The organism is Bradyrhizobium sp. USDA 4451, from assembly GCF_054822585.1.
Genome location: NZ_JBTRCH010000001.1, coordinates 4,721,256 through 4,742,142, shown reverse-complemented (window position 1 = coordinate 4,742,142; position 20,887 = coordinate 4,721,256). Strand labels below are relative to the sequence as shown.

Annotated in this window: 18 protein-coding genes; 6 read left to right on the top strand and 12 right to left on the bottom strand. The window is 65.1% G+C overall.

The features are described from left to right. Positions 1-100: 100 nt before the first annotated feature. From ACVMB0_RS21735 to ACVMB0_RS21700, 8 genes are all read right to left on the bottom strand, one after another. Entirely contained in the window at positions 101-817 is a 717-nt protein-coding gene (locus ACVMB0_RS21735; protein ID WP_461347613.1) for an HAD family hydrolase, read from the bottom strand. Continuing rightward, positions 814-1,746 carry a CbbX protein gene (cbbX, locus tag ACVMB0_RS21730; protein WP_461347612.1) on the bottom strand — a complete coding sequence of 311 codons (933 nt, stop codon included), beginning with the start codon at positions 1,744-1,746 and terminating at the stop codon, positions 814-816. Before cbbX ends, ACVMB0_RS21735 begins: the two co-directional genes overlap by 4 nt. A gap of 111 nt (positions 1,747-1,857) precedes the next feature. Beyond that, entirely contained in the window at positions 1,858-2,283 is a 426-nt protein-coding gene (locus ACVMB0_RS21725; RefSeq protein ID WP_456755655.1) for a ribulose bisphosphate carboxylase small subunit, read from the bottom strand. Positions 2,284-2,295: 12 nt separating this feature from the next. Beyond that, positions 2,296-3,753: a form I ribulose bisphosphate carboxylase large subunit gene (locus ACVMB0_RS21720; protein WP_456756576.1), complete on the bottom strand. Its 1,458-nt coding sequence runs from the start codon at positions 3,751-3,753 to the stop codon at positions 2,296-2,298. Between the two features lie 35 nt (positions 3,754-3,788). Next, a complete protein-coding gene (gene fba, locus ACVMB0_RS21715) occupies positions 3,789-4,871 on the bottom strand; it encodes a class II fructose-bisphosphate aldolase (RefSeq protein ID WP_461347611.1) in 1,083 nt (360 codons plus the stop codon). A 15-nt stretch (positions 4,872-4,886) separates the two neighbouring features. Further along, a complete protein-coding gene (tkt, locus tag ACVMB0_RS21710; RefSeq protein ID WP_461347610.1) occupies positions 4,887-6,911 on the bottom strand; it encodes a transketolase in 2,025 nt (674 codons plus the stop codon). Further along, on the bottom strand, positions 6,908-7,783 hold the full coding sequence (locus ACVMB0_RS21705) for a phosphoribulokinase (RefSeq protein WP_456755658.1): 876 nt from the start codon (positions 7,781-7,783) through the stop codon (positions 6,908-6,910). The genes tkt and ACVMB0_RS21705 overlap by 4 nt, the downstream gene beginning before the upstream one ends. A gap of 11 nt (positions 7,784-7,794) precedes the next feature. Then, complete coding sequence (locus ACVMB0_RS21700; RefSeq protein ID WP_461349693.1) at positions 7,795-8,826, bottom strand: class 1 fructose-bisphosphatase; 1,032 nt, start codon at positions 8,824-8,826, stop codon at positions 7,795-7,797. A 156-nt stretch (positions 8,827-8,982) separates the two neighbouring features. Here ACVMB0_RS21700 and ACVMB0_RS21695 point away from each other — a divergent pair, with 156 nt between their 5' ends. Both ACVMB0_RS21695 and ACVMB0_RS21690 read left to right on the top strand, forming a co-directional pair. Next, positions 8,983-9,909 carry a LysR family transcriptional regulator gene (locus ACVMB0_RS21695; RefSeq protein WP_456755659.1) on the top strand — a complete coding sequence of 309 codons (927 nt, stop codon included), beginning with the start codon at positions 8,983-8,985 and terminating at the stop codon, positions 9,907-9,909. A gap of 148 nt (positions 9,910-10,057) precedes the next feature. Continuing rightward, complete coding sequence (locus ACVMB0_RS21690; protein WP_456755660.1) at positions 10,058-11,755, top strand: ATP-binding protein; 1,698 nt, start codon at positions 10,058-10,060, stop codon at positions 11,753-11,755. 16 nt (positions 11,756-11,771) lie between these two features. On the opposite strand, the gene ACVMB0_RS21685 is transcribed toward ACVMB0_RS21690, so the two are convergent. After that, positions 11,772-12,476: a TetR/AcrR family transcriptional regulator gene (locus tag ACVMB0_RS21685; RefSeq protein ID WP_456755661.1), complete on the bottom strand. Its 705-nt coding sequence runs from the start codon at positions 12,474-12,476 to the stop codon at positions 11,772-11,774. Between the two features lie 155 nt (positions 12,477-12,631). Between ACVMB0_RS21685 and ACVMB0_RS21680 the strand changes: the two genes are divergently transcribed. Beyond that, positions 12,632-13,816: an HlyD family secretion protein gene (locus ACVMB0_RS21680; RefSeq protein WP_461347609.1), complete on the top strand. Its 1,185-nt coding sequence runs from the start codon at positions 12,632-12,634 to the stop codon at positions 13,814-13,816. A gap of 23 nt (positions 13,817-13,839) precedes the next feature. Continuing rightward, positions 13,840-15,453 (top strand): DHA2 family efflux MFS transporter permease subunit, encoded by a 1,614-nt coding sequence (locus tag ACVMB0_RS21675; RefSeq protein WP_461347608.1) that lies wholly within the window; start codon positions 13,840-13,842, stop codon positions 15,451-15,453. 44 nt (positions 15,454-15,497) lie between these two features. On the opposite strand, the gene ACVMB0_RS21670 is transcribed toward ACVMB0_RS21675, so the two are convergent. The 3 genes from ACVMB0_RS21670 to ACVMB0_RS21660 form a co-directional block, all read right to left on the bottom strand. Next, complete coding sequence (locus ACVMB0_RS21670) at positions 15,498-17,141, bottom strand: benzoate-CoA ligase family protein (protein ID WP_461347607.1); 1,644 nt, start codon at positions 17,139-17,141, stop codon at positions 15,498-15,500. 142 nt (positions 17,142-17,283) lie between these two features. Then, positions 17,284-18,099, bottom strand: a complete 816-nt coding sequence (locus ACVMB0_RS21665; protein ID WP_461347606.1) for an alpha/beta hydrolase — start codon at positions 18,097-18,099, stop codon at positions 17,284-17,286. Positions 18,100-18,102: 3 nt separating this feature from the next. Then, positions 18,103-18,597 (bottom strand): MarR family winged helix-turn-helix transcriptional regulator, encoded by a 495-nt coding sequence (locus tag ACVMB0_RS21660; RefSeq protein WP_029080721.1) that lies wholly within the window; start codon positions 18,595-18,597, stop codon positions 18,103-18,105. Between the two features lie 278 nt (positions 18,598-18,875). Between ACVMB0_RS21660 and ACVMB0_RS21655 the strand changes: the two genes are divergently transcribed. Both ACVMB0_RS21655 and ACVMB0_RS21650 read left to right on the top strand, forming a co-directional pair. Further along, positions 18,876-20,042, top strand: coding sequence for an ABC transporter substrate-binding protein (locus ACVMB0_RS21655; RefSeq protein WP_461347605.1), 1,167 nt, complete (start codon positions 18,876-18,878; stop codon positions 20,040-20,042). Positions 20,043-20,063: 21 nt separating this feature from the next. Next, positions 20,064-20,516 (top strand): cupin domain-containing protein, encoded by a 453-nt coding sequence (locus ACVMB0_RS21650; RefSeq protein ID WP_057015936.1) that lies wholly within the window; start codon positions 20,064-20,066, stop codon positions 20,514-20,516. Positions 20,517-20,887 lie beyond the last annotated feature (371 nt).

Below are 20,887 nucleotides of genomic sequence, written 5' to 3'. Positions count from 1 at the left end.
ACCTTCGGTCGGAGTGTGCCCCCACTATGCTAGGGATGCAAGCATCATTTATTTCACTACATGAATAAATTAATCGGAACTGCCAGCCGGCGACAGTGGCTTAGGCGTCGATCTCCGAGAGATCGTCGACGACCAGCAGCGCCTCGGCAAAATCGTCGCCGCTGAAATAGGTGCTGCGGGTGATGATCGTGGGGATGCCCGCCCGCGCCGCAGCAGCGAGGCCGTTGCCGGAATCCTCGACGGCAATGCAATCCGACGGACCAAGCGCGAGCCGCGCCAACACCTCGACATAGACGTCGGGAGCCGGCTTCTTTCGCGGCACGTCGTCGCCGGCAACGATCGTCTCGAACAGGCCGGCCCAGTCCAGCCCGAGCGCGACCGAGAGCAGCGCATCGATATTGCCATGTGAGGTGGTCGTGGCGATCGCCAGGCGCTGGCCGCGGCGGCGCGCACCGGCGAGCCAGGCGCGCACCCCCGGCCGCAACGGGCAGCCGCCCGCGGCAATCAACGCTGCGTAGCGCGCGGTCTTGATCCTGTGCAGGTCGGCGATGTCGGCGAATGTCAGCGACGGAACCGCATTGCGCTGATCGAACGCGCGAATCCGCTCCTTGCCGCCGGCCACCCGGAGCAACCGCCCGTAAGTGACCTGATCCCAGAACCAGTCGAGCCCGGCTTGGGCAAACGCCTCATTGAAGGCGCGGCGGTGCACCTCCTCGGTTTCGGCCAGCGTGCCGTCGACATCGAAGATCAAGGCGCGGGCGTTCGCAATGATGTCGCGCATCCCGGATGTCCGGATCAGTGCGAGCGCCTGGTTCATGGCCCCTCGCCCGCCCCTTTCGCGAATACGCGGCTGGCCAGCACGTCGCCGGCCTCGATCGACATCACGTCGTCGGCGGTCAGCGTGCGGTCGAGCTTCGCCACGATCCGGTTGGCCTGGCGCAGCCGGATGCGATCGAGCGCGTTGCGAATCGAGCGCGCGTTGGAGAACAGCGGCTGTTCCTTGCGGATGCCGATGTAGCGGGTGAAGGCCTCGCGTGCCTCGGGGGAGAAACAATAATTCTGTTGCTGCAGCATCAGCTCGGCAATCCACAGCAGCTCGCCGTCCGAATAGTCCGGGAAGTCGATGTGATGCGCGATGCGGGAGCGGAAGCCCGGATTGCTCTGGAAGAACTTCTCCATGCGCTCGCCATAGCCGGCCAGGATCACCACCAGATCCTCGCGCTGGGCCTCCATGATCTGCAACAGGATCTCGATCGCCTCCTGGCCGTAATCGCGCTCGTTCTCGGGACGGTACAGGTAATAGGCCTCGTCGATGAACAGCACGCCGCCCATCGCTTTCTTCAAGATTTCTTTCGTCTTCGGCGCGGTGTGACCGATATATTGCCCGACAAGATCGTCGCGCGTGACGCTGATGACGTGACCGCGGCGCACGAAGCCGAGCTTGTGCAGGATGCCGGCCATCCTGAGCGCAACCGTGGTCTTGCCGGTGCCGGGATTGCCGGTGAACGACATGTGCAGCGTCGGGAATGTCGTCGCCAGCGCCATCTTCTGCCGGATGCGTTCGACCAAAAGCAGCGAGGCGATCTCGCGGATGCGGGTCTTCACCGGCTTCAGGCCGATCAATTCGGAATCGAGCTGGTCGAGCACGTCGCCGATGCCGAGGTCGGCGAATTCATGCCGGAGGTCGATGGTCTCCGGCGGCGTCTCGCGGATCGCTTGTTCGATATGTTCTTGCGCTTGCGTCATCATCCTCTCGCTTTCGAAAAAAGCTCCGTCGTCGCTGCGGCGACGACGGAGAAGTGCATCCGGACCAGACGGTCGAGGGAGCAACCCGCCTGGCTTGCCAACCGGACGCGGTCAATGATCGGCGTAGCGTTCGCCCTCGGGGCGATCAGCCGCATAGGCATGTGTCGCGTAACGAAGGTTGCGTCCGGCAGCCTCCGAGCGGTCGAGCCGGAAGCCCGGCTCCTCCCGCGGCCGGTTGACGATGAAGGACAGCCGAACCGACTCCCAGCCATGGCTGGAATCGAAGCCGGATATCCGGATGTAGCTGTTACCATAGACCCGCCGGCAGTCGGCGAGCTCCTTCATGATGCCGGCCGCATCGCGCAGGTCGAACATCGGCAGGCCCCACATGTCCCAATAGGTGTTGCGGGGATGCGGGTCGTCGGTGAACTCGATGTTCACCGCCCAGCCCTTGTCGAGGCAGTATTGCACCTGCGCAGCGATCTGCTCGTCGGTGAGATCGGGCAGGAAAGAAAAGCAGCCTTGGGTCACGCGCATGAGAAACTCCTGTCAGACCGCCATGCTCGGCGTGGGAACGAAATCGGGGGCGTCCGTCGATTCGTAATTGAAGGTGACGTCCTTCCAGACCTCGAGTGCCTCGCGCAACGGCGTGCAGGTCTGCGCCGCCTTGGCCAGGATCTCCGGTCCCTCATGGACGTAGTCGCGGCCCTCGTTGCGGGCGAGGATCATGGCTTCCAGCGCGACGCGGTTCGCAGTGGCGCCGGCCTGGATGCCGCGGGGATGGCCGATGGTGCCGCCGCCGAATTGCAGCACGACGTCCTCGCCGAGCAGGTCGAGCAGCTGGTGCATCTGGCCGGCATGAATGCCGCCGGAGGCCACCGGCATCAGCTTATTGAGGCTCGCCCAATTCTGGTCGAAGAACACGCCATGCTCGAGCTGCATCGGGTTGAAGTCCTCGCGGCAGATATCGTAGTAGCCGCGCGTGGTGTTCGGGTCACCTTCGAGCTTGCCGACCACGGTGCCGGCATGGATGTGGTCCACACCGGCGAGCCGCATCCATTTCGCGATCACGCGGAACGAGACACCGTGGCTGCGCTGCCTGGTGTAGGTCGAGTGGCCGGCACGGTGCAGATGCAGGATCATGTTGTTCCTGCGCGCCCACTTCGCCATCGACTGGATCGCGGTGTAGCCGATCACGAGGTCGATCATGACGATGTTGGAGCCGAGCTCATGGGCGAACTCGGCGCGCTCGTACATGTCCTCCATGGTCGCCGCGGTGACGTTGAGATAGGTGCCCTTGATCTCCCCGGTCGCGGCCTGCGCGCGGTTGACCGCCTCCATGCAGTACAGGAAGCGCTCGCGCCAGTGCATGAAGGGCTGCGAGTTGATGTTCTCGTCGTCCTTGGTGAAGTCGAGCCCGCCTTTCAGCGCCTCATAGACGACGCGGCCATAGTTGCGGCCGGACAGGCCGAGCTTCGGCTTCACGGTGGCGCCGAGCAAGGGGCGGCCGAACTTGTCGAGCCGCTCGCGCTCCACCACGATGCCCGTCGCCGGACCCTGGAACGTCTTCACATAGGCGGTCGGCAGCCGCATGTCCTCAAGCCGCAGCGCCTTCAGCGGCTTGAAGCCGAACACGTTGCCGATGATCGAGGCCGTCAGGTTCGAGATCGAGCCCGGCTCGAACAGATCGAGATCATAGGCGATGTAGGCGAAGTAGCTGCCCGGCGAGTTCGGCACCGGATCGACGCGATAGCACTTCGCTCGGTATTTTTCCGCGGCTGTCAGCCGGTCGGTCCACACCACGGTCCAGGTCGCGGTCGAGGATTCACCCGCCACCGCCGCGCAGGCTTCGGTCGGATCGACGCCGTCCTGCGGCGTCACGCGGAACAGCGCGATCACGTCGGTGTCCTTGGGCTCGTAGTTCGGCTCCCAATAGCCCATCCGCTTGTATTCCATCACGCCGGACTTGTAGCGATCCTTACCGCGCACCGTGATCGACTGCTGCATATTCATCAAAATCTCCTGTCGTTCGCCGCTGTTGCTCAGGCGGCCTGGGTGATCTTTCCAATCTGCGGATCGAGCGCGCCGGCGCGATAGCGACGGGCCATTTCAGGCAGCGCCACCACCTTGATCCGGGCGGCATTGCCGGCGGTGCCGAACTGCTCGAAGCGGTCGCGGCAGAGTTCGCGCAGCGCATCCATCGCGGGCTTGAGGAATTTGCGCGGATCGAACTCGCTCTTCGATTGCACGGCGACCTTGCGGAAGGCTGCGGCCATCGCGAGGCGGCAATCGGTGTCGATATTGACCTTGCGCACGCCATGCTTGATGCCGCGGACGATCTCCTCGACCGGGACGCCCCAGGTCTGCGGCATCTCGCCGCCGAACTGGTTGAACAGGTCCTGCAGCGGCTGCGGCACCGAGGACGAGCCGTGCATCACCAGATGCGTGTTCGGCAGCCGCGTGTGGATCTCCTCGACCACGCGCATCGCCAGGATCTCGCCGTCGGGTTTGCGCGTGAACTTGTAGGCGCCGTGCGAGGTGCCCATCGCGATCGCCAGCGCGTCGACCTTGGTGGCGCGGACGAAATCGACCGCCTGGTCGGGATCGGTGAGCAGTTGATCCTGGCTCAGCTTGCCTTCGACACCGTGACCGTCCTCCTGCTCGCCGCCGCCATGCTCGAGCGAGCCGAGCACGCCGAGCTCACCCTCGACCGAGGCACCGACCCAGTGCGCCATGTCGACCACCCGGCGGGTGATGTCGACATTGTAGTCATAGTCGGCCGCGGTCTTGGCGTCGGCCTTGAGCGAGCCGTCCATCATCACCGAGGTGAAGCCGTAGCGGATCGCGGTGGCACAGGTCGCCTCTTCATTGCCGTGATCGAGATGCAGGCAGAGCGGGATCTGCGGATACATCTCCTCCAGCGCGTCGATCATCTTCGCCAGCATGATGTCGTTGGCATAGGACCGCGCGCCGCGCGAGGCCTGGATGATGACCGGCGCATCGCAGCCGGCCGCCGCTTCCATGATGGCGAGGCCTTGCTCCATGTTGTTGATGTTGAAGGCCGGCACGCCGTAGCCGCGTTCGGCGGCGTGGTCCAGCAATTGCCTCAATGTGATCCGCGCCATCGTGGCGTCCTCCTTTCAATTCGCTCGTTGCATGAGCTGTTTTGCTGCAGCTTTGACCGCCGCTGGCGTGATGCCGAATTCGCGGTACAGCACGTCGGCCGGCGCGGAGGCGCCGAAGCCGGTCATGCCGACGAACGCCCCGTTGTCACCGAGCCAGCGCGCCCAGTCGCCTTCGACCGCAGCTTCCACGCCGACGCGCGGTGCGCTGCCCAGTACCTGGGCGCGATAGTCGCTCGGCTGCTGGCGGAACAGGTCGAAGCACGGGGCCGAGACGACCGCGGCCTGTACCCCGTCTTCCGCCAGCAGCCTTGCGGCTTCGAGCGTGATCGCCACCTCCGAACCCGTTGCAATCAGGGTGACGTCACGCGCGAAGGCCGGCTCGACCAGGACATAGGCGCCGAGCGCGACCTGATTGTCCTTGATATCGGTGCGAACCGTCGGCAGCGCCTGCCGCGACAGGCAGAGGATCGACGGCGAACTCTCTGCCTTCAGCGCACAATCCCAGGCTTCCGCGGTCTCGACCGCGTCGGCCGGACGGAACACCAGCACGTTCGGGATCGCGCGCAGCGCCGCCAGATGCTCGACCGGCTGATGCGTCGGCCCGTCCTCGCCGAGCCCGATCGAGTCATGAGTCATGACATGGATGACACGGATCCCCATCAACGCAGCGAGGCGGATCGCCGGCCGGCTGTAATCGGCGAAGCTCAGGAAGGTGCCGCCATAGGGAATGAAGCCGCCATGCAGCGCAATGCCGTTCATCGCCGCCGCCATGCCGTGCTCGCGGATGCCATAGTGGATGTAGCTGCCGTCGAGCGTGTCCGGCCGCACCGGGACCTGCGACTTCGCCTGCGTGAGGTTGGAGTGCGTCAGATCGGCCGAGCCGCCGAGCAGATTGGGCAGCGCCTCCGCGATCACGTCGATCACCTGCTGCGAGGCCTGTCGCGTGGCGAGCTTCGGCTGCTCGGTCGCAAAGCGTTCGACGAGCGCCGCCATGGCCTTGGTATAGGCGCAGGGCAGTTTCCGGTTCAGCGCGTCGTGGAACGGCGACCGTTCGCCCTTGTCGGTCTTGCCGGCGGCACGCGAACGCTCGATCCAGGCGCGTCGCGCGTCGCGGCCACGGCCGCCGAGCTCGCGCCACTCGGCCAGCACCGCATCGGGGACCTCGAAGGCCGGATACGGCCAGCGCAGCGCGCTGCGGGTCTTCGTCACCTCGTCGGTGCCGAGCGGCGCACCATGCACCTTCTCGCTGCCCTGCCGGTTCGGCGCACCGAACCCAATCACCGTGCGGCAGGCGATCAGCGACGGGCGATCGCTCGACCGTGCCTGCCGGATCGCCGCGGAGATCGCCTGCGGATCGTGGCCGTCGATGCGGCTGACGTTCCAGCCGCTCGCCGCAAACCGTGCCGCCTGGTCGTCCGAACAGGACAGCGAGGTGGCGCCGTCGATCGAGATGCGGTTGTCGTCGAACAGCACGATCAGCCGGTTCAGCCGCAGATGCCCGGCGAGCGAGATCGCCTCGTGGCTGAGGCCTTCCATCAGGCAGCCATCGCCGGCGATCACGTACGTGTAGTGGTCGACGAGATCGTCGCCGAAGCGGGCGTTCATCAATCGCTCGGCGAGCGCCATGCCGACCGCAGTCGCAATGCCCTGTCCGAGTGGCCCGGTCGTGGTCTCGACGCCGGGCGTATGCCCGTATTCCGGATGTCCCGGGGTCTGCGATCCCCACTGCCGGAACGCCTTGAGCTGATCGAGCGTCATGCTCTCGTAGCCGGTGAGATAGAGCAGCGCATAGAGCAACATCGAGCCGTGGCCGGCCGACAGCACGAGGCGGTCGCGGTCCGGCCAGGCCGGATCGGCCGGGTCGAACTTCAGGAAGTCGGTGAACAGCACCGTCGCGACATCGGCCATGCCCATCGGCATGCCGGGATGGCCGGATTTCGCCTGCTCCACCGCGTCGATGGCGAGGAAGCGAATGGCATTGGCCATCTCATCATGGCTGACGTCGGGGCGGCTCGCAACGGACGCAAGTGCGGTCGTCATATCGTTCGCCTCTTTCGTTCGATCAGTTGCAGGATCAGCGGGGTCAGGATCAGCTGCATCGCGAGATCGAGCTTGGCGCCGTGCACCACGATCGAATTGGCGCGCGACATGAAGCTGTTCGGGATCATCGAGAGCAGATAGGGAAAATCGATGCCGCGCGGGTTCTTCAGGCGGATCACGACCATCGATTCGTCAGGGGTCGGGATCCAGCGCGCGATGAACGGGTTCGACGTATCGACCGTCGGCACGCGCTGGAAGTTGATGTCGGTCTCGGTGAATTGCGGGCAGATGTAATTCACGTAGTCCGGCATGCGGCGCAGGATGGTGTCGGTCACCGCCTCGGTGGAGTAGCCGCGATGGCTGCGATCGCGATGCAGCTTCTGGATCCATTCGAGGTTGATCACCGGCACGACGCCGATCTTGAGGTCGGCGTGCTGCGCGACATTCACCTTGTCGGTGACCACGGCGCCATGCAGGCCCTCGTAGAACAGCAGGTCGGAATTCTCCGGCAGCGCCTCCCAGGCGGTGAAGGTGCCGGGCTTGGCGCCGTAGAGCCGCGCTTCCTCCTCGTCGTGCACGTAGTGCCGTGTCGTTCCGGTGCCGGTCTCGGCATAGTCGCTGAACAGCTTCTCCAGCTCCTCGAACAGATTGGTCTCGGGGCTGAAATGGCTGAAGTGCTTGTTGCCGTGCTCGGCCCGCTCCGCCATCAGGCTGCGCATCTCGGTGCGGTCGTAGCGGTGGAAGGCGTCGCCCTCGATATAGGCCGCGATCACGTTCTCGCGGCGGAAGATGTTCTCGAACGTCTTCTTCACCGAGGTGGTGCCGGCGCCGGAGGAGCCGGTGATCGAGATGATGGGATGCCTGCGAGACATACGTTCCCCCTTCAGCGGAACAGGCCGCGCCGCGCGAACAGCGGGGCATCGCTGCTCTCGAACAACGGCTCGACGGTCAGGTGGATCGCATCGACGTCGCGCACGGCGCGCGTCGATCCCATGATCAGCGGCACACGTTGATGCGGCGTGCGTGCCGACAATTCGAGAATGCGGGAGCGGCCGTTCGACGCGGCGCCGCCGGCCCATTCCATGATCAGTGCGATGGGATGCGCCTCGTAGAGCAGGCGCAGCCGGCCTTCGCGATAGCCCTGGCGCGCATCCGCCGGATACAGGAACACGCCGCCGCGCATCAGGATGCGGTAGGCTTCCGCCACCAGCGAGCCGATCCAGCGCATGTTGTAGTCCTGCCCAAGCTCGCCGTTCACCCCGGCGAGGCAGTCGTCGATATAGTTGCGCACCGGGCCGCTCCAGTGCCGCCGGTTCGAGGCATTGATGGCGAATTCCGAGGCGTCCTGCGGCACCCGCAGGTCACGCGCGGTGAGGACGAACTCGCCGCTTCGCGGATCCAGCGTGAAGCAGTCGACACACTGGTCGAGCGCCAGCACCAGCACGGTCTGCGGACCGTAGATGAAGCAGCCGGCGGCGCATTGCGCCGTGCCGGGCTCGAAGAAGGTCGAGAGGATGTCGTTGCCCTTCGGCCGGATCGAGAAGATCGTGCCGATCGAGATATTGTTCTCGAGATTGGCCGATCCATCGAGCGGATCGATCGCGACGCAAAGCGGCGCATCGGGATCGAGCGTCTCCGGCAGTTCCGCCTCCTCCGACAGCACCGCGGCGACCGGCGCGGTGCGCAGCGCGTCGCGCATCAGGCCGTCGGCGACGATGTCGATGGTCTTCTGGCGATCGCCGTCGGGATTGACGCCGCCGCTGTCGCCGCCGATGCCGGCGAGCGGCCCGGCGGCAATGGTGCGCGACAGCTCGATTGCGGCCGCCGCAAGCGCTTCGATCACCGCCACGGTCGCGGCGCGCAGCGGGTTATGCCGCGTCGGCCACTCCAGATGGGCATGCAATGCAGGACGAATCTCCACCGGCCTCTCCCTATGATCGCGCCCTCTGTCCCGAGGCTTCGAGAGGCGACCTCAGGGAGTCGCCCTAGCCGTATCAACGCGCGAATTGCCCAATTAGGGAAATTTTATTATCTTTGGTCCGGGCAAAGTATTTCTTATGGAGCTTGTGATATGGCCGGCAACTTCTCGCGGGACCTGACCATCCGCCAGCTGCGCGCGCTGTCGACCCTGCACGAGGCCGGCTCGATCACCTCGGCGGCAAACCGGCTGAACCTGACCCAGCCGGCGGTGACTCTGCAGCTCCGCAATTTGCAGGCACTCGCGGGATTGCCGCTGATCCAGCGCACCGGCGACGGCATGGCGCTGACCGATGCCGGCGCGCATGTGCTCACACTGGTGGAGCGGATCGAGGCGGCGCTGAAGGATTGCGAGCAATCGCTCGACATGATCGCCGGCCGCAGCGGCGGCCGCGTCGCGATGGGCGCGGTCTCGACCGCGAAATACTTCGTGCCGTTCGCGATCGCGGCGTTCTCGCGCCGCTTTCCCAAGATCGAGGTCACGCTGCGGATCGGCAACCGCGAGGAGATCCGCGACGCGCTGCGCGGCTACGATCTCGACATCGCGGTGATGGGCCGGCCGCCGGCCGATGTCGAGGTCGAGATGAAGCCGCTCGGTCGGCATCCGCACTTCATCATCGCAGCGCCCGACCATCGGCTGGCGCGGCGCCGGCACATCGCCCCGTCCGAGCTCGCCAACGAGACCTTCATCACCCGCGAGCAAGGGTCAGGCACGCGGATGCTGATGCAGCAATATTTCGAGCGGGTCGGACTGGAGCCGAAGCTCGGCATGGCGATGGACAGCAACGAGACCATCAAGCAGGCCGTGATGGCCGGGCTCGGCATCGCCTTCATCTCGCAGCACACCGTGTTCCATGAGCTGGAGGACGGCCGGCTGGTGGTGCTCAAGGTGAAGGGCCTGCCGATCGTCCGGCAGTGGCACGCGATCCGGCGCACCGACAAGATCCTGCTGCCGCCGGCACAGGCCATGCTGGAATTCCTCGGCAAGGAGGGCTGGCGCTATCTGCCCAATTCACGCTAGCGCCGCACCATCGACCGATCGAAAAAATCGAATTGGTGCCGTATGTTAACCATTGAAGTTCCAGCAGACGCGTGTCACATCTTGAGTGCGGTCAGTGGCGGACCGTATCCCTGCGAGGGAGGATGAACTGCAAAACCAGTCCCCGCCGATGCCTGACTTCAAGGCGTTATTCGAGGCGGCGCCCGGCCTCTATCTGGTGCTGACGCAGCCCGACTTCCGCATCGTGGCAGTAAGCGACGCCTATCTGCGCGCCACCAGGACCGAGCGCGCTGCGATCCTTGGACGCGGGTTGTTCGAAGTATTTCCCGACAATCCGGACGATCCGGCCGCCGACGGCGTGCGGAACCTGCGCGCCTCACTCGAGCGCGTGGTCCAGTTTCGCCGTCCCGACACCATGACGGTGCAGAAATACGACATCCGCAAGCCCGAATCGGAGGGCGGCGGATTCGAGGAGCGCTTCTGGAGCCCGCGCAATACGCCGGTGTTCGGGCCGACCGGACAGTTCACCTACATCATCCATCGGGTCGAGGACGTCACCAGCTTCATTCAGCTGAAGCAGCGCGGCGCCGAGCAGGCCGAACTGACCGACCGGCTGCGCGAGCGCACCGAGCAGATGGAAGCCGAGATCTTCATGCGCGCGCGCGAGGTCGAGGCCGCCCGCGAGCAGCTCGAAGCCGAGCAGAAGCTGCGCCAAGTGCAGAAGATGGAAGCCGTCGGCCACCTCACCGGCGGCATCGCGCACGACTTCAACAACATCCTGACCGTCATCACCGGCCTGATCGACATCCTCGCCGAGGCCGTCGAGCACGATGCCGCGCTGTCGTCGGTCACCAAGATGATCAGCGATGCGGCCTTTCGCGGCGCCGAGGTGACCAAGCATCTGCTGGCGTTCTCGCGGCAGCAGCCGCTGCAACCACGCGAAGCCGATCTCAACACGCTGGTGCAGGACACCGCGCGGCTGCTGCGCCCCTCGCTCGGCGAGCAGATCGAGATCGATACCGCGCTCGAGCCCGACGCCTGGCCGGCCTTCATCGACCCCAACCACATGGCGACCGCGCTGCTCAATCTCGCCGTCAATGCCCGCGATGCGATGCCCGACGGCGGCAAGCTGATGCTGGAGACCAGCAACGTCATCCTCGACGAGGTCTATGCCGCCGCCAATCCAGATGTGCGGGCGGGTGAATATGTGATGGTCGCGGTCAGCGACACCGGCGGCGGAATCCCGGCAGCGATCCGCGACAAGGTGTTCGAGCCGTTCTTCACCACCAAGGACACCGGCAAGGGCACCGGGCTCGGGCTCAGCATGGTCTACGGCTTCATCAAGCAGTCCGACGGCCATCTCAAGATCTATTCCGAGGAGGGCCACGGCACCTCGATCAAGCTCTATCTGCCGCGCAGCATGGGCGACATGGTCGACGTCGAGCCGCCGCCTGCGGTCGACACCCGCGGCGGCCATGAATCCATCCTGGTCGTTGAGGACGATCCGCTGGTCCGCAACTATGTCAGCGCCCAGCTCGAGCAGCTCGGCTACCGCACCATGGTCACCGCCAACGGCCCGGAAGCCCTGGCGGCCGTCGACAAGGGCTTCGTCTGCGACGTGCTGTTCACCGACGTCATTATGTCCGGCGGCATGAACGGCCGGCAGGTCGCCGATGCCGTGATCGCCAGGCTGCCCTCGGTGCGCGTGCTGTTCACTTCGGGCTATACCGAGGACGCGATCATCCATCACGGCCGTCTCGATCCCGACGTGACGCTGCTGCCGAAGCCTTATCGCAAAGCCGATCTGGCGCGGATGATCCGCCAGGTGCTGACCCAGCCTCCCGCATCGGCGGTCGCGGCCAAGTAAGCGGCCCGCTCCGACATCACGCATCTCCGCGCGGTTGTTTGCTCCGGTCGGCCGGCGCGGCACATCCGGACAGGAAGAGAGCCGCGCAGGCTTTGGCGCGCGCCTCCATCTCGCTGTGCAGCGGCGCGGGCTTGTGCCCGAACATCACGTCGCGCTGCGGCTTGAACACGAGCATGCCGAGCAGCATGCCTGCGGCCGCCTCGACATCATCGAGCACGATCCGCCCTCGCCGCTGCTGCACGCCGAGCCAGCTCGCCAGCGCGGCGATCGACCGCTGCATGGCCTTCTCGTAGAACGTCTCGGCGATGTCGGGGAATTTGTCGCTGTCGGCGAGGATGATGCGCTGAAGCGCGATGACCTCGGCATCGAGGATGAGTTCGGCGCAGGCCAGCAGCGCCCGCTCCAGGGCCGCGGCGATATCGCGGCCGTCGCAGGCGCCGAGATTGACGCTGGATATGAAGCGGTCCATCCGGTCCGTCACCATGCCTTCGAACAGCGCCAGCTTGGTCGGGATCAACCGGTAGAGCGTCTTGGTGGAGACGCCGGCGCGGCAGGCGACGTCGGCGATATTGGCCGCGGCAAATCCGCGCTCGGAGAACTCGCGGCGCGCGGCCTCATAGATCAGCGCGCGCGTCTCGTCGTCGGAGCGAAGCTGCGGCCGCCCGCGGCCGCGCCGCTCCGGTGCGGCCTGCTCTGTCTGGTTCTTGTCATTCCGGTTCATCCGCGAGCCATGCTTTTAGATGATGACTGTCATTCTATTGACAGTCCCAATATGGGCCCTATTTTGGAAAACATCAAGTTTCCTAATTAACCCCGTGACCGAATGCCGAGATTGGCAAGGTTTCCAAAGGGATAGAACGGATCAGGAGCGCCGCCATGAGCCAGCATGAGACATCATTCAAGGCCGAGAGCCAGGTTCCGGCCGAGACCGCCAAGCAGTTGATCGCCACCCCCGGAGCCGCAAAACCTCCTGCCGCCAAGGGCACGCTCCGCCGCCTGCTGCTTGCCGGCGCAGCGCTTGCCGTCCTCGCGGGCGGCGCCTGGTACGGTTGGGACTACTGGACGGTCGGCCGCTTCCAGATCTCGACCGACGACGCCTATGTGAAGGCGGATAACACGACGATCGCGCCGAAGGTTTCCGGCTATCTCAGCGCGGTGCTGGTCGGCGACAACGAGCATGTGCGCGCCGGCCAGATCCTGGCGCGGATCGACGAACGCGATTTCAAGGTCGCGCTCGATCAGGCCAAGGCCGACGTCGCCGCCGCGGACGCTGCGATCACCAGCAAGCGCGCGCAGCTCGACGTGCAGCAATCCGTGATCGAAGCGGCCCGCGCGACGCTGGCGGTCGACACCGCGAACCAGACTTTTGCCGAGCAGGAGAACAAGCGCTACACCGATCTCGCCGGCACCGGCTTCGGCAGCGTGCAGAACGCGCAGCAGGCGCAGTCACGCTACGCCGGCGCACAGGCCGTCGTCGCCCGCGATACCGCAAATCTCGCCTCCGCGCTGCGTCAGGTCGAGCTGCTCAAGGCCGACATTGCCCAGGCCATCGCGGCGCAGGCGCGCGCCACCGCGCTCCAGCATCAGGCCGAGTTGAACCTCGGCTACACCACCATCACGGCCCCGATCGACGGCGTGGTCGGCAACCGCACCTTGCGCACCGGCCAGTTCGTGCAGGCCGGCACGCAGCTGATGTCGCTGGTGCCGGCCACCGGCGCCTATGTGATCGCGAATTACAAGGAGACGCAGCTCACCAATGTCCGCAAGGGCCAGCCGGTCGAGATTGCGGTCGACATGTTCCCGGGACAGGTGGTGCGCGGCCATGTCGACAGCCTGGCGCCAGCCAGCGGCCAGGAATTCGCGCTGCTGCCGCCTGATAATGCCACCGGCAATTTCACCAAGGTGGTGCAGCGCATCCCGGTGAAGATCGCGCTCGACGCAACGCCGGTCGAGTTGCGGCCCGGCATGTCTGTCATCCCGAGCATCGCGACCGCATCGCAACCGGTCGAGGCGCCGCGCTCCAGCGCCTCTCCCAAGTTCGCAGTCGCCTCGTTCAAGTAAACGATACCAAAACAGGTGATGTCATGTCCGACCTCGCGCTCTCCTCCCCGGCCGCTGCGCCGCGCGCAGCGGCGGTCACAGCCGATCCCAACCGGGCCAGCATGGCCGTCTGGATCTCCATCGTCGCCGCGATGATCGGCGCCTTCATGGCGATCCTCAACATCCAGATCACCAACGCTTCGCTGCTCAACATCGAGGGTGGTATCGGAACCGGCGTCGACAACGGCTCCTGGATCTCGACGTCCTATCTGATCGGCGAGATCGTGGTGATCCCGCTGACCGACTATCTCAGCCGGGTGTTCTCGTTCCGCAAGATCATCATCGGCTTCGCCACCCTGTTCGCGGCGTTCTCCGTCGCCTGTGCCTTCATCCATGACCTGCCGTCGATGATCGCGATGCGCGGCCTGCAGGGCTTCTTCGGCGGCGTGTTGATCCCGATGGCATTCACGCTGGTCTTCACCAAGCTGCCGAAGGTGCAACAGCCGGTCGGGCTTGCGATGTTCGCGCTTGCCGTGACCTTCGCGCCGGCGATCGGCCCGACCATCGGCGGCTATCTCACCGAGAATTATGGCTGGCAGACCATCTTCTTCGTCAACGTGGTCCCGACCGCGGTCATGGTCATCACCCTTTATTTCACGCTGGAACGGCAGCCGATGCAGCTGCAGTTGCTGCGCGAGGGCGACTGGCTCGGCATTATCACCATGGCGATCGGCCTCTCGTCATTGCAGGCCGTGCTCGAGGAAGGCAACAAGGACGACTGGTTCGGCTCGCCCTTCATCGTCAAGCTCGCGGTCATCGCGGCCGTCAGCCTCGCTCTGTTCGTTTGGATCGAGCTCGTCGTGGAGAAGCCGCTGATCCGGCTGCGCCTGTTGACCCAGCGCAGCTTCGGCTTCGGCACCATCTCGGCGGTGTTCGTCGGCTTCGCGCTGTTCGGCTCGGTCTATCTGCTGCCGGCCTATCTCGGCCAGGTGCAACGCTACAATGCCGAGCAGATCGGCCAGGTGCTGGCCTGGACGGGCCTGCCGCAGCTGATCCTGATCCCGCTGGTGCCGAAGCTGATGCAGCGGTTCGATGCCCGCTACATCGCCTTCACCGGTATGATCCTGTTTGCGGTCTCGTCGTTCATGAACATCCAGATGTCGCTGGATTATTCCGGCGATCAGTTCTTCGTCCCGAACATCGTCCGCGCGGTCGGCCAGGCGATCATGCTGGCGCCGCTGTCGGCGGTCAGCCTCGGCAGCGTCGCACCGCAGGATGCGCCCGCGGCCTCCGGCATCTCCAACATGATGCGCAACCTCGGCGGCGCGATCGGAACCGCCCTGCTCTCGACCATCGTCACCAAGCGCGAGCAGTTCCACTCCAACATCATCGGCCAGTCGGTCGACCTCGGCCGCGAGGAAGTGCGCACCCGGATCGCCGAGGTCACCAACTACTTCCTGAGCCACGGCATCTCCGATCCGGCGACCGCGCACAACCAGGCGATCGTGGCGCTCGGCAATATCGTCAAGCGGCAGGCGCTCGTGCTGGGCTTCAGCGACACCTTCGCCGTGATCGGCATCGTGCTGGTGTTCGCCGCGATCGCGATCGTGCTGACCGGAAAGCCGAAGAATGCGGCCGGCGGCGCCGGCGCACATTGACCCATTGTCGCTTTCTTCGGGGCGACGGCCAGCGGCCGTCGCCTTCAGCTTGCCTCGCGCAGCCTGAAGCGCTGGATCTTTCCGGTCTGGGTCTTCGGCAGCGTTTCGACGAAGGCGATCGCGCGGGGATATTTGTAGGGCGCGATCGTCGCCTTGACGTGATCCTGCAGCAGCTTGACCTCGGCATCGTCGTTGCGCGCGCCCTGCTTCAGCACGACGAACGCCGAGACGATCTGCCCGCGCTCCTCGTCGGGCGCGCCGACCACGGCGCATTCGGCGACATCAGGATGTCCGAGCAGCGCCGCCTCGACCTCGGGACCGGCAATGTTGTAGCCCGCCGAGATGATCATGTCGTCGGCCCGCGCCACGAAGGACAGCCGGCCGTTCTCGTCGCTGACAAAGGCATCGCCGGTGATATTCCAGCCGTCGCGGACATATTTGGTCTGCCGGGAGTCCGCGAGATAGCGGCAGCCGGTCGGGCCGCGAACCGCGAGCTTGCCGACCTGCCCCGGCGGCAGCTCGTTCATGTCCTCGTCGACGATCTTCGCCTGGTAGCCGGCAACAGGTGTGCCGGTGGTGCCGCCGACAGCGCTGCCCACGCGGTTGGTGATGAAGATATGCAGCAGCTCGGTGCTGCCGATGCCGTCGAGGATCGGCTTGCCGGTCTTGCTGGTCCAGCTCTCGAACACCGGTGCCGGCAGCGTCTCGCCGGCCGAGACCGCGAGCCGCAGCGACGACAGATCGGCTCCCTTGTCCATCGCGGCCATCATCGCCCGATAGGCGGTCGGCGCGGTGAAGCAGATGGTCGCCTTGTAGGTCTCGATGATCCGGATCATCTCGCTCGGTGCCGCGTTCTCCAGCAGCGTTGCCGTGGCGCCGAAGCGCAGCGGAAAGATCGCAAGCCCGCCGAGGCCGAAGGTGAAGGCCAGCGGCGGCGAGCCGACGAACACATCGTCCGGCGTCACCTTCAGCACTTCCCGCGCATAGCCGTCCGCGACGATCAGGAGATCGCGGTGGAAATGCATGGTCGCCTTGGGCTCGCCGGTGGTGCCCGACGTGAAGCCGAGCAGCGCGACGTCGTCGCGGCCGGTTTTCACGGCATCGAACTTGACCGGCTTGTTCAGCGCGATCCGGTCGAGCTCGGCATCGTGGTTTTGCGTGCCGTCGAAATTGACCACCTGCTTGAGGAATTTGCTGGTCTTGGCGCAGGCCACCAGCTCGTCCGCGATCCGGCTGTCGGTCAGCGCCAGCGTAATCTCGGCCTTGTCGACGATCTTGGCGAGTTCGCCCGCGCGCAGCATCGGCATGGTGTTGACGACGACGGCGCCGGCCTTGGTCGCCGCGAGCCAGGCCGCAACCAGCGCCGGATTGTTGCCGGAGCGGATCAGCACGCGATTGCCGGGCTTGACCCCGTAATTCTCCACCAGCGCATGCGCGAGGCGGTTCGACCAGTCGGTCAGTTCCTTGTAGGTGCGTTGACGGCCATTGCCGATCAGCGCGATACGATCGCCCATCCCCTGCTCGACGATGCGGTCGGTCAGCTCCACCGCGGCGTTGAGATAGTCGGGATAGTTGAACTCCGGCCGGTCGAGCAGCAGCTGCGGCCATTGCTCCGATGGCGGCAGGTTGCGCCGCGCGAAATCGTCGACATGCCCGGATGGGCCGAGCCCGGGAAATTCACCTGACATTCGATTGCCCCTCGCTTTCCATCCAGAAAGACCAAAGACCAACATCGTATCGAGGACGCCCGGCAGCGTTCCAAGCGCCAATCATTTTATACTTAAAATAATTCGGCGCAAGTGTGGAGAATAGCTGCGATCCCCTGGACTCTCAGATTTGTGTAAGCTGCTTCAGTCGCGCCACCATCTCCGACTCCGGGTCGGCGAGCGGCGCGATCGCGGTGAAATGATTGGCGTCGGGCACAATGCCGAACCGCGTTGTCACGCCTGCTCCGCCCCAGGCATCGACGATGGTCCGGCTCTGGCGGTGATATTCGGCGCTCTCGGCGCCGCCGACCACGGCATCGAGCGTCGCGCCGGGAGGAGCTTTCCAGAGCAGCGGGCTCACCGCCCTTGCTGCGTCGCGGTCAAGGCCGAGCGCCTTGTTGATGGAGGTGCCGACCAGCGGCTCGAGCTCGAATAGGCCGGAGATCGCGTAAGCAGCCCTGACCAGATCGTTCGGCAGCGCCGCATCGTATGCCGGCCAATCGGTCGCCAGCATGCATGCGGCAAGATGTCCGCCGGCGGAGTGCCCCGACACGACCAGCGGCCGGCCGAGTTTTGCAAGTTCACGGCACGCCGCGCGCATCTCGCCGATGATGTCGGCGACCGAAACGGTGGGGCAAAGATCGTAGCTCGGCACCGCGACGCCGATGCCGTGGCCGTTGAGGCCGCGCGCGCAGTGGCTCGACGACGAGCCGTCGAGCGCCTGCCAGTAGCCGCCATGGATGAAGACCACGAGCGGCCCGTCGCCAGTGCCCTCGAACAGATCGATGACGTTGCGGCCGCCCGGGCCATAGCTCAGCCGCCGCGGCGGATGCTGCTCGCGATAGGCCGCGGAGTCCCTCGCCCAGCCGGCCATCAGCGCCGGGTTTTCCGGCACCCGGGCCCGGTTGTTGTATTCGACCTCGTAATCGATCCCGCTCACGGTTTAAGCAGTCCTTGCCTTGGCGGAGCGCTGGGCCGAGCCCTTGGCCTTGGCGAGCAGCCGCATCAATTCGCGGATATCCTTCGGCGACAAGTCGCCGAAAATATCGGCGATCCATTTCTCGTGCTCGGCCGCCATCTTGCGGAATTCGGCCCGTCCAAGCTTTGTGAGCCGGATGAATTGCACGCGGCGATCGGTCTCCGAGGTGCGGCGGTCGAGATGGCCTGACTCAACCAGACGCTCGACCAGCCCGGTGACGTTGCCGTTGGAGACCATCATCCGCTTCGAGAGGTCCGACAGCGTCATGCCGTCGGACACCTTGTCGAGCTGCGCCATCAGGTCGAAGCGCGGCAGCGTGACGTCGAACTTCTCGCGCAACTGGCTGCGCACCTCGCCTTCAATCAGCGTGGTGCAGGTCAAGAGCCGCAGCCACAGCCTGAGCTCGGTGCCGTGATCGTCTGGCAGTTCGACGGCTTTGGTTTCGGAATCGAGGATCATGCGGCGATCGTGCCTCCGCGGCGGGTTCCGGTCGGACCGGTTGTTTTGAGCTTCAAGCAATTCGCGACGCGCCGCAAGGACAATTGCGAATCTTGCCTGAACTCCCGGCGCGATCCCGCAATTTCTTTAAACTTCAAGCAATTGGCGCGGCGCTTGCATGTTGCGCTACTGGTAACCTGACGCAATGTCACATCGCTTGCGGCGGTCGCGCGCGTCAGACTAAGCTGAGGCCAAATAAAGCGGGCCGAGGCATCGGGCCGGCGGTTTGGGGGAGAAACATGAAACATCTGACGAAGCTCGTGGGATTGGCGGCGCTGCTCGGTACTGCGGCGACCCCGGCATCCGCACAGGAGAAGATCAAGATCGGCGTGCTGGTCACGACCTCCGGCCCTGCCGCGGCTCTCGGCCAGCAGGTTCGTGACGGCTTTGCCCTCGCCGTGAAAGATCTCGGCGGCAAGATGGCCGGCCGCGAGGTCGAGATCGTCAACGCCGATGACGAGCTGAAGCCCGACGCTGCCGTGGTCAAGGTGCGCGGCCTGCTCGAGCGCGACAAGGTCGATTTCGTGGTCGGCCCGATCTTCTCCAACATCCTGCTCGCGATCCACCGACCGGTCACCGACAGCAAGACCTTCCTGATCAGCCCGAATGCCGGCCCCTCCAGCTACGCCGGCAAGGAGTGCAATCCGTTCTTCTATGTGACGTCGTATCAGAACGACCAGGTGCACGAGATCCTCGGCAAGGTGGCGCAGGACCGCGGCTACAAGCGCGTCTACCTGCTGGTGCCGAATTATCAGGCCGGCCGCGACTCCGTCGCCGGATTCAAGCTCGACTACAAGGGCGAGATCACGGAGGAATCCTACACGCCGCTGAATACGCTGGATTTCCAGCCGGAGCTGTCCAAGATCGCCGCCCAGAAGCCGGATGCGCTGTTCACCTTCATGCCGGGCGGCATGGGCGTCAACCTCGTCAAACAGTACAAGCAGGCCGGCGCCACCGTGCCGGTGCTGTCCGCCTTCACCGTCGACGAATCGACCCTGCCCGCGCAGCAGGACGCCGCGGTCGGCATGTTCGGCGGCGCCAACTGGGCGCCCAACCTCGATAATCCGCAGAGCAAGAAATTCGTCGCGGCCTATGAGGCGGCCTATAACGGCGTACCCGGCACCTATGCCATGCAGGCCTATGACGCGGCGCTGTTGATCCACAGCGCGGTCAAGGCCGTGAAGGGCGACCTCTCCAACAAGGATGCGGTCGCCGCCGCACTGAAGAAGGCCGACTTCACCTCGCTGCGCGGTAACTTCAAGTTCAACAACAACGGCTATCCGATCCAGGATTTCTACCTCACCAAGGTCGCGAAGCGGCCGGACGGCAAATTCCAGACCGAGATCGTCGAAAAGGTGTTTTCGAACTACGGCGACCGTTACGCCAAGGACTGCGCCGCCAAGTAAATCACAGGAGAAACGACAGCCATGAAAGACGAGATCGCCGGCATCACTCGCGCCAATGAGGGCATGCAGGGTATTTCCTGGAGCATCCTCGGCCAGACCTATGTGCCGAAGAGCCGCACCGAGCATTCCTTCTCCTGGCACGCCACTTTCCCGCCGGGCACCTTCGTGCCGCCGCATATCCACCCCGACCAGGACGAGTATCTCTACATCCTCGAGGGCAAGCTCGACTTCATGCTCGACGGCGCCGATGAATCCGCCACGCCGGGCGATCTGGTGCGGCTGCCGATGGGCAAGCCGCACGGCATCTTCAACAAGTCGCAGCAGCCGGCCAAGACGCTGTTCTGGGTGTCGCCGACGCGGAGGCTCTACGACCTGTTCTGGGCGATCCACAACATGAAGGAACAGAACCCGGACGACGTGGTGCGGCTCGCCGCCGAGCACAACATCCACTTCCTGCCGCCGCCTCCGGCGTAACGTAGGCGCCGGCCTCACTCCGTCATCCTGAGGAGCCGCGAAGCGGCGTCTCGAAGGATGCACGGCCCCGCCGGTGGCCGTCGACCCTTCGAGACGCGCTTCGCGCTCCTCAGGGTGACGGGTCAATCTTCGTCATTGCGAGCGCAGCGAAGCAATACATCGCGCGGCACACGCGGAAGCATGGATTGCTTCGTCGCTACCGCTCCTCGCAATGACGGCGGTGAAAGCTTCACATCCTCTCAGGGTGATGGATCGGACGTTGCCGCTCACCACGAGGGGTGGCAGCTCCTGCTCCGAGGCTGCTCTCGTTCCGGCGTCCCTACTGCCGAGCCACCACGCGCGCGGCAAAGCCAGCTCCTCTCCGTCATCCT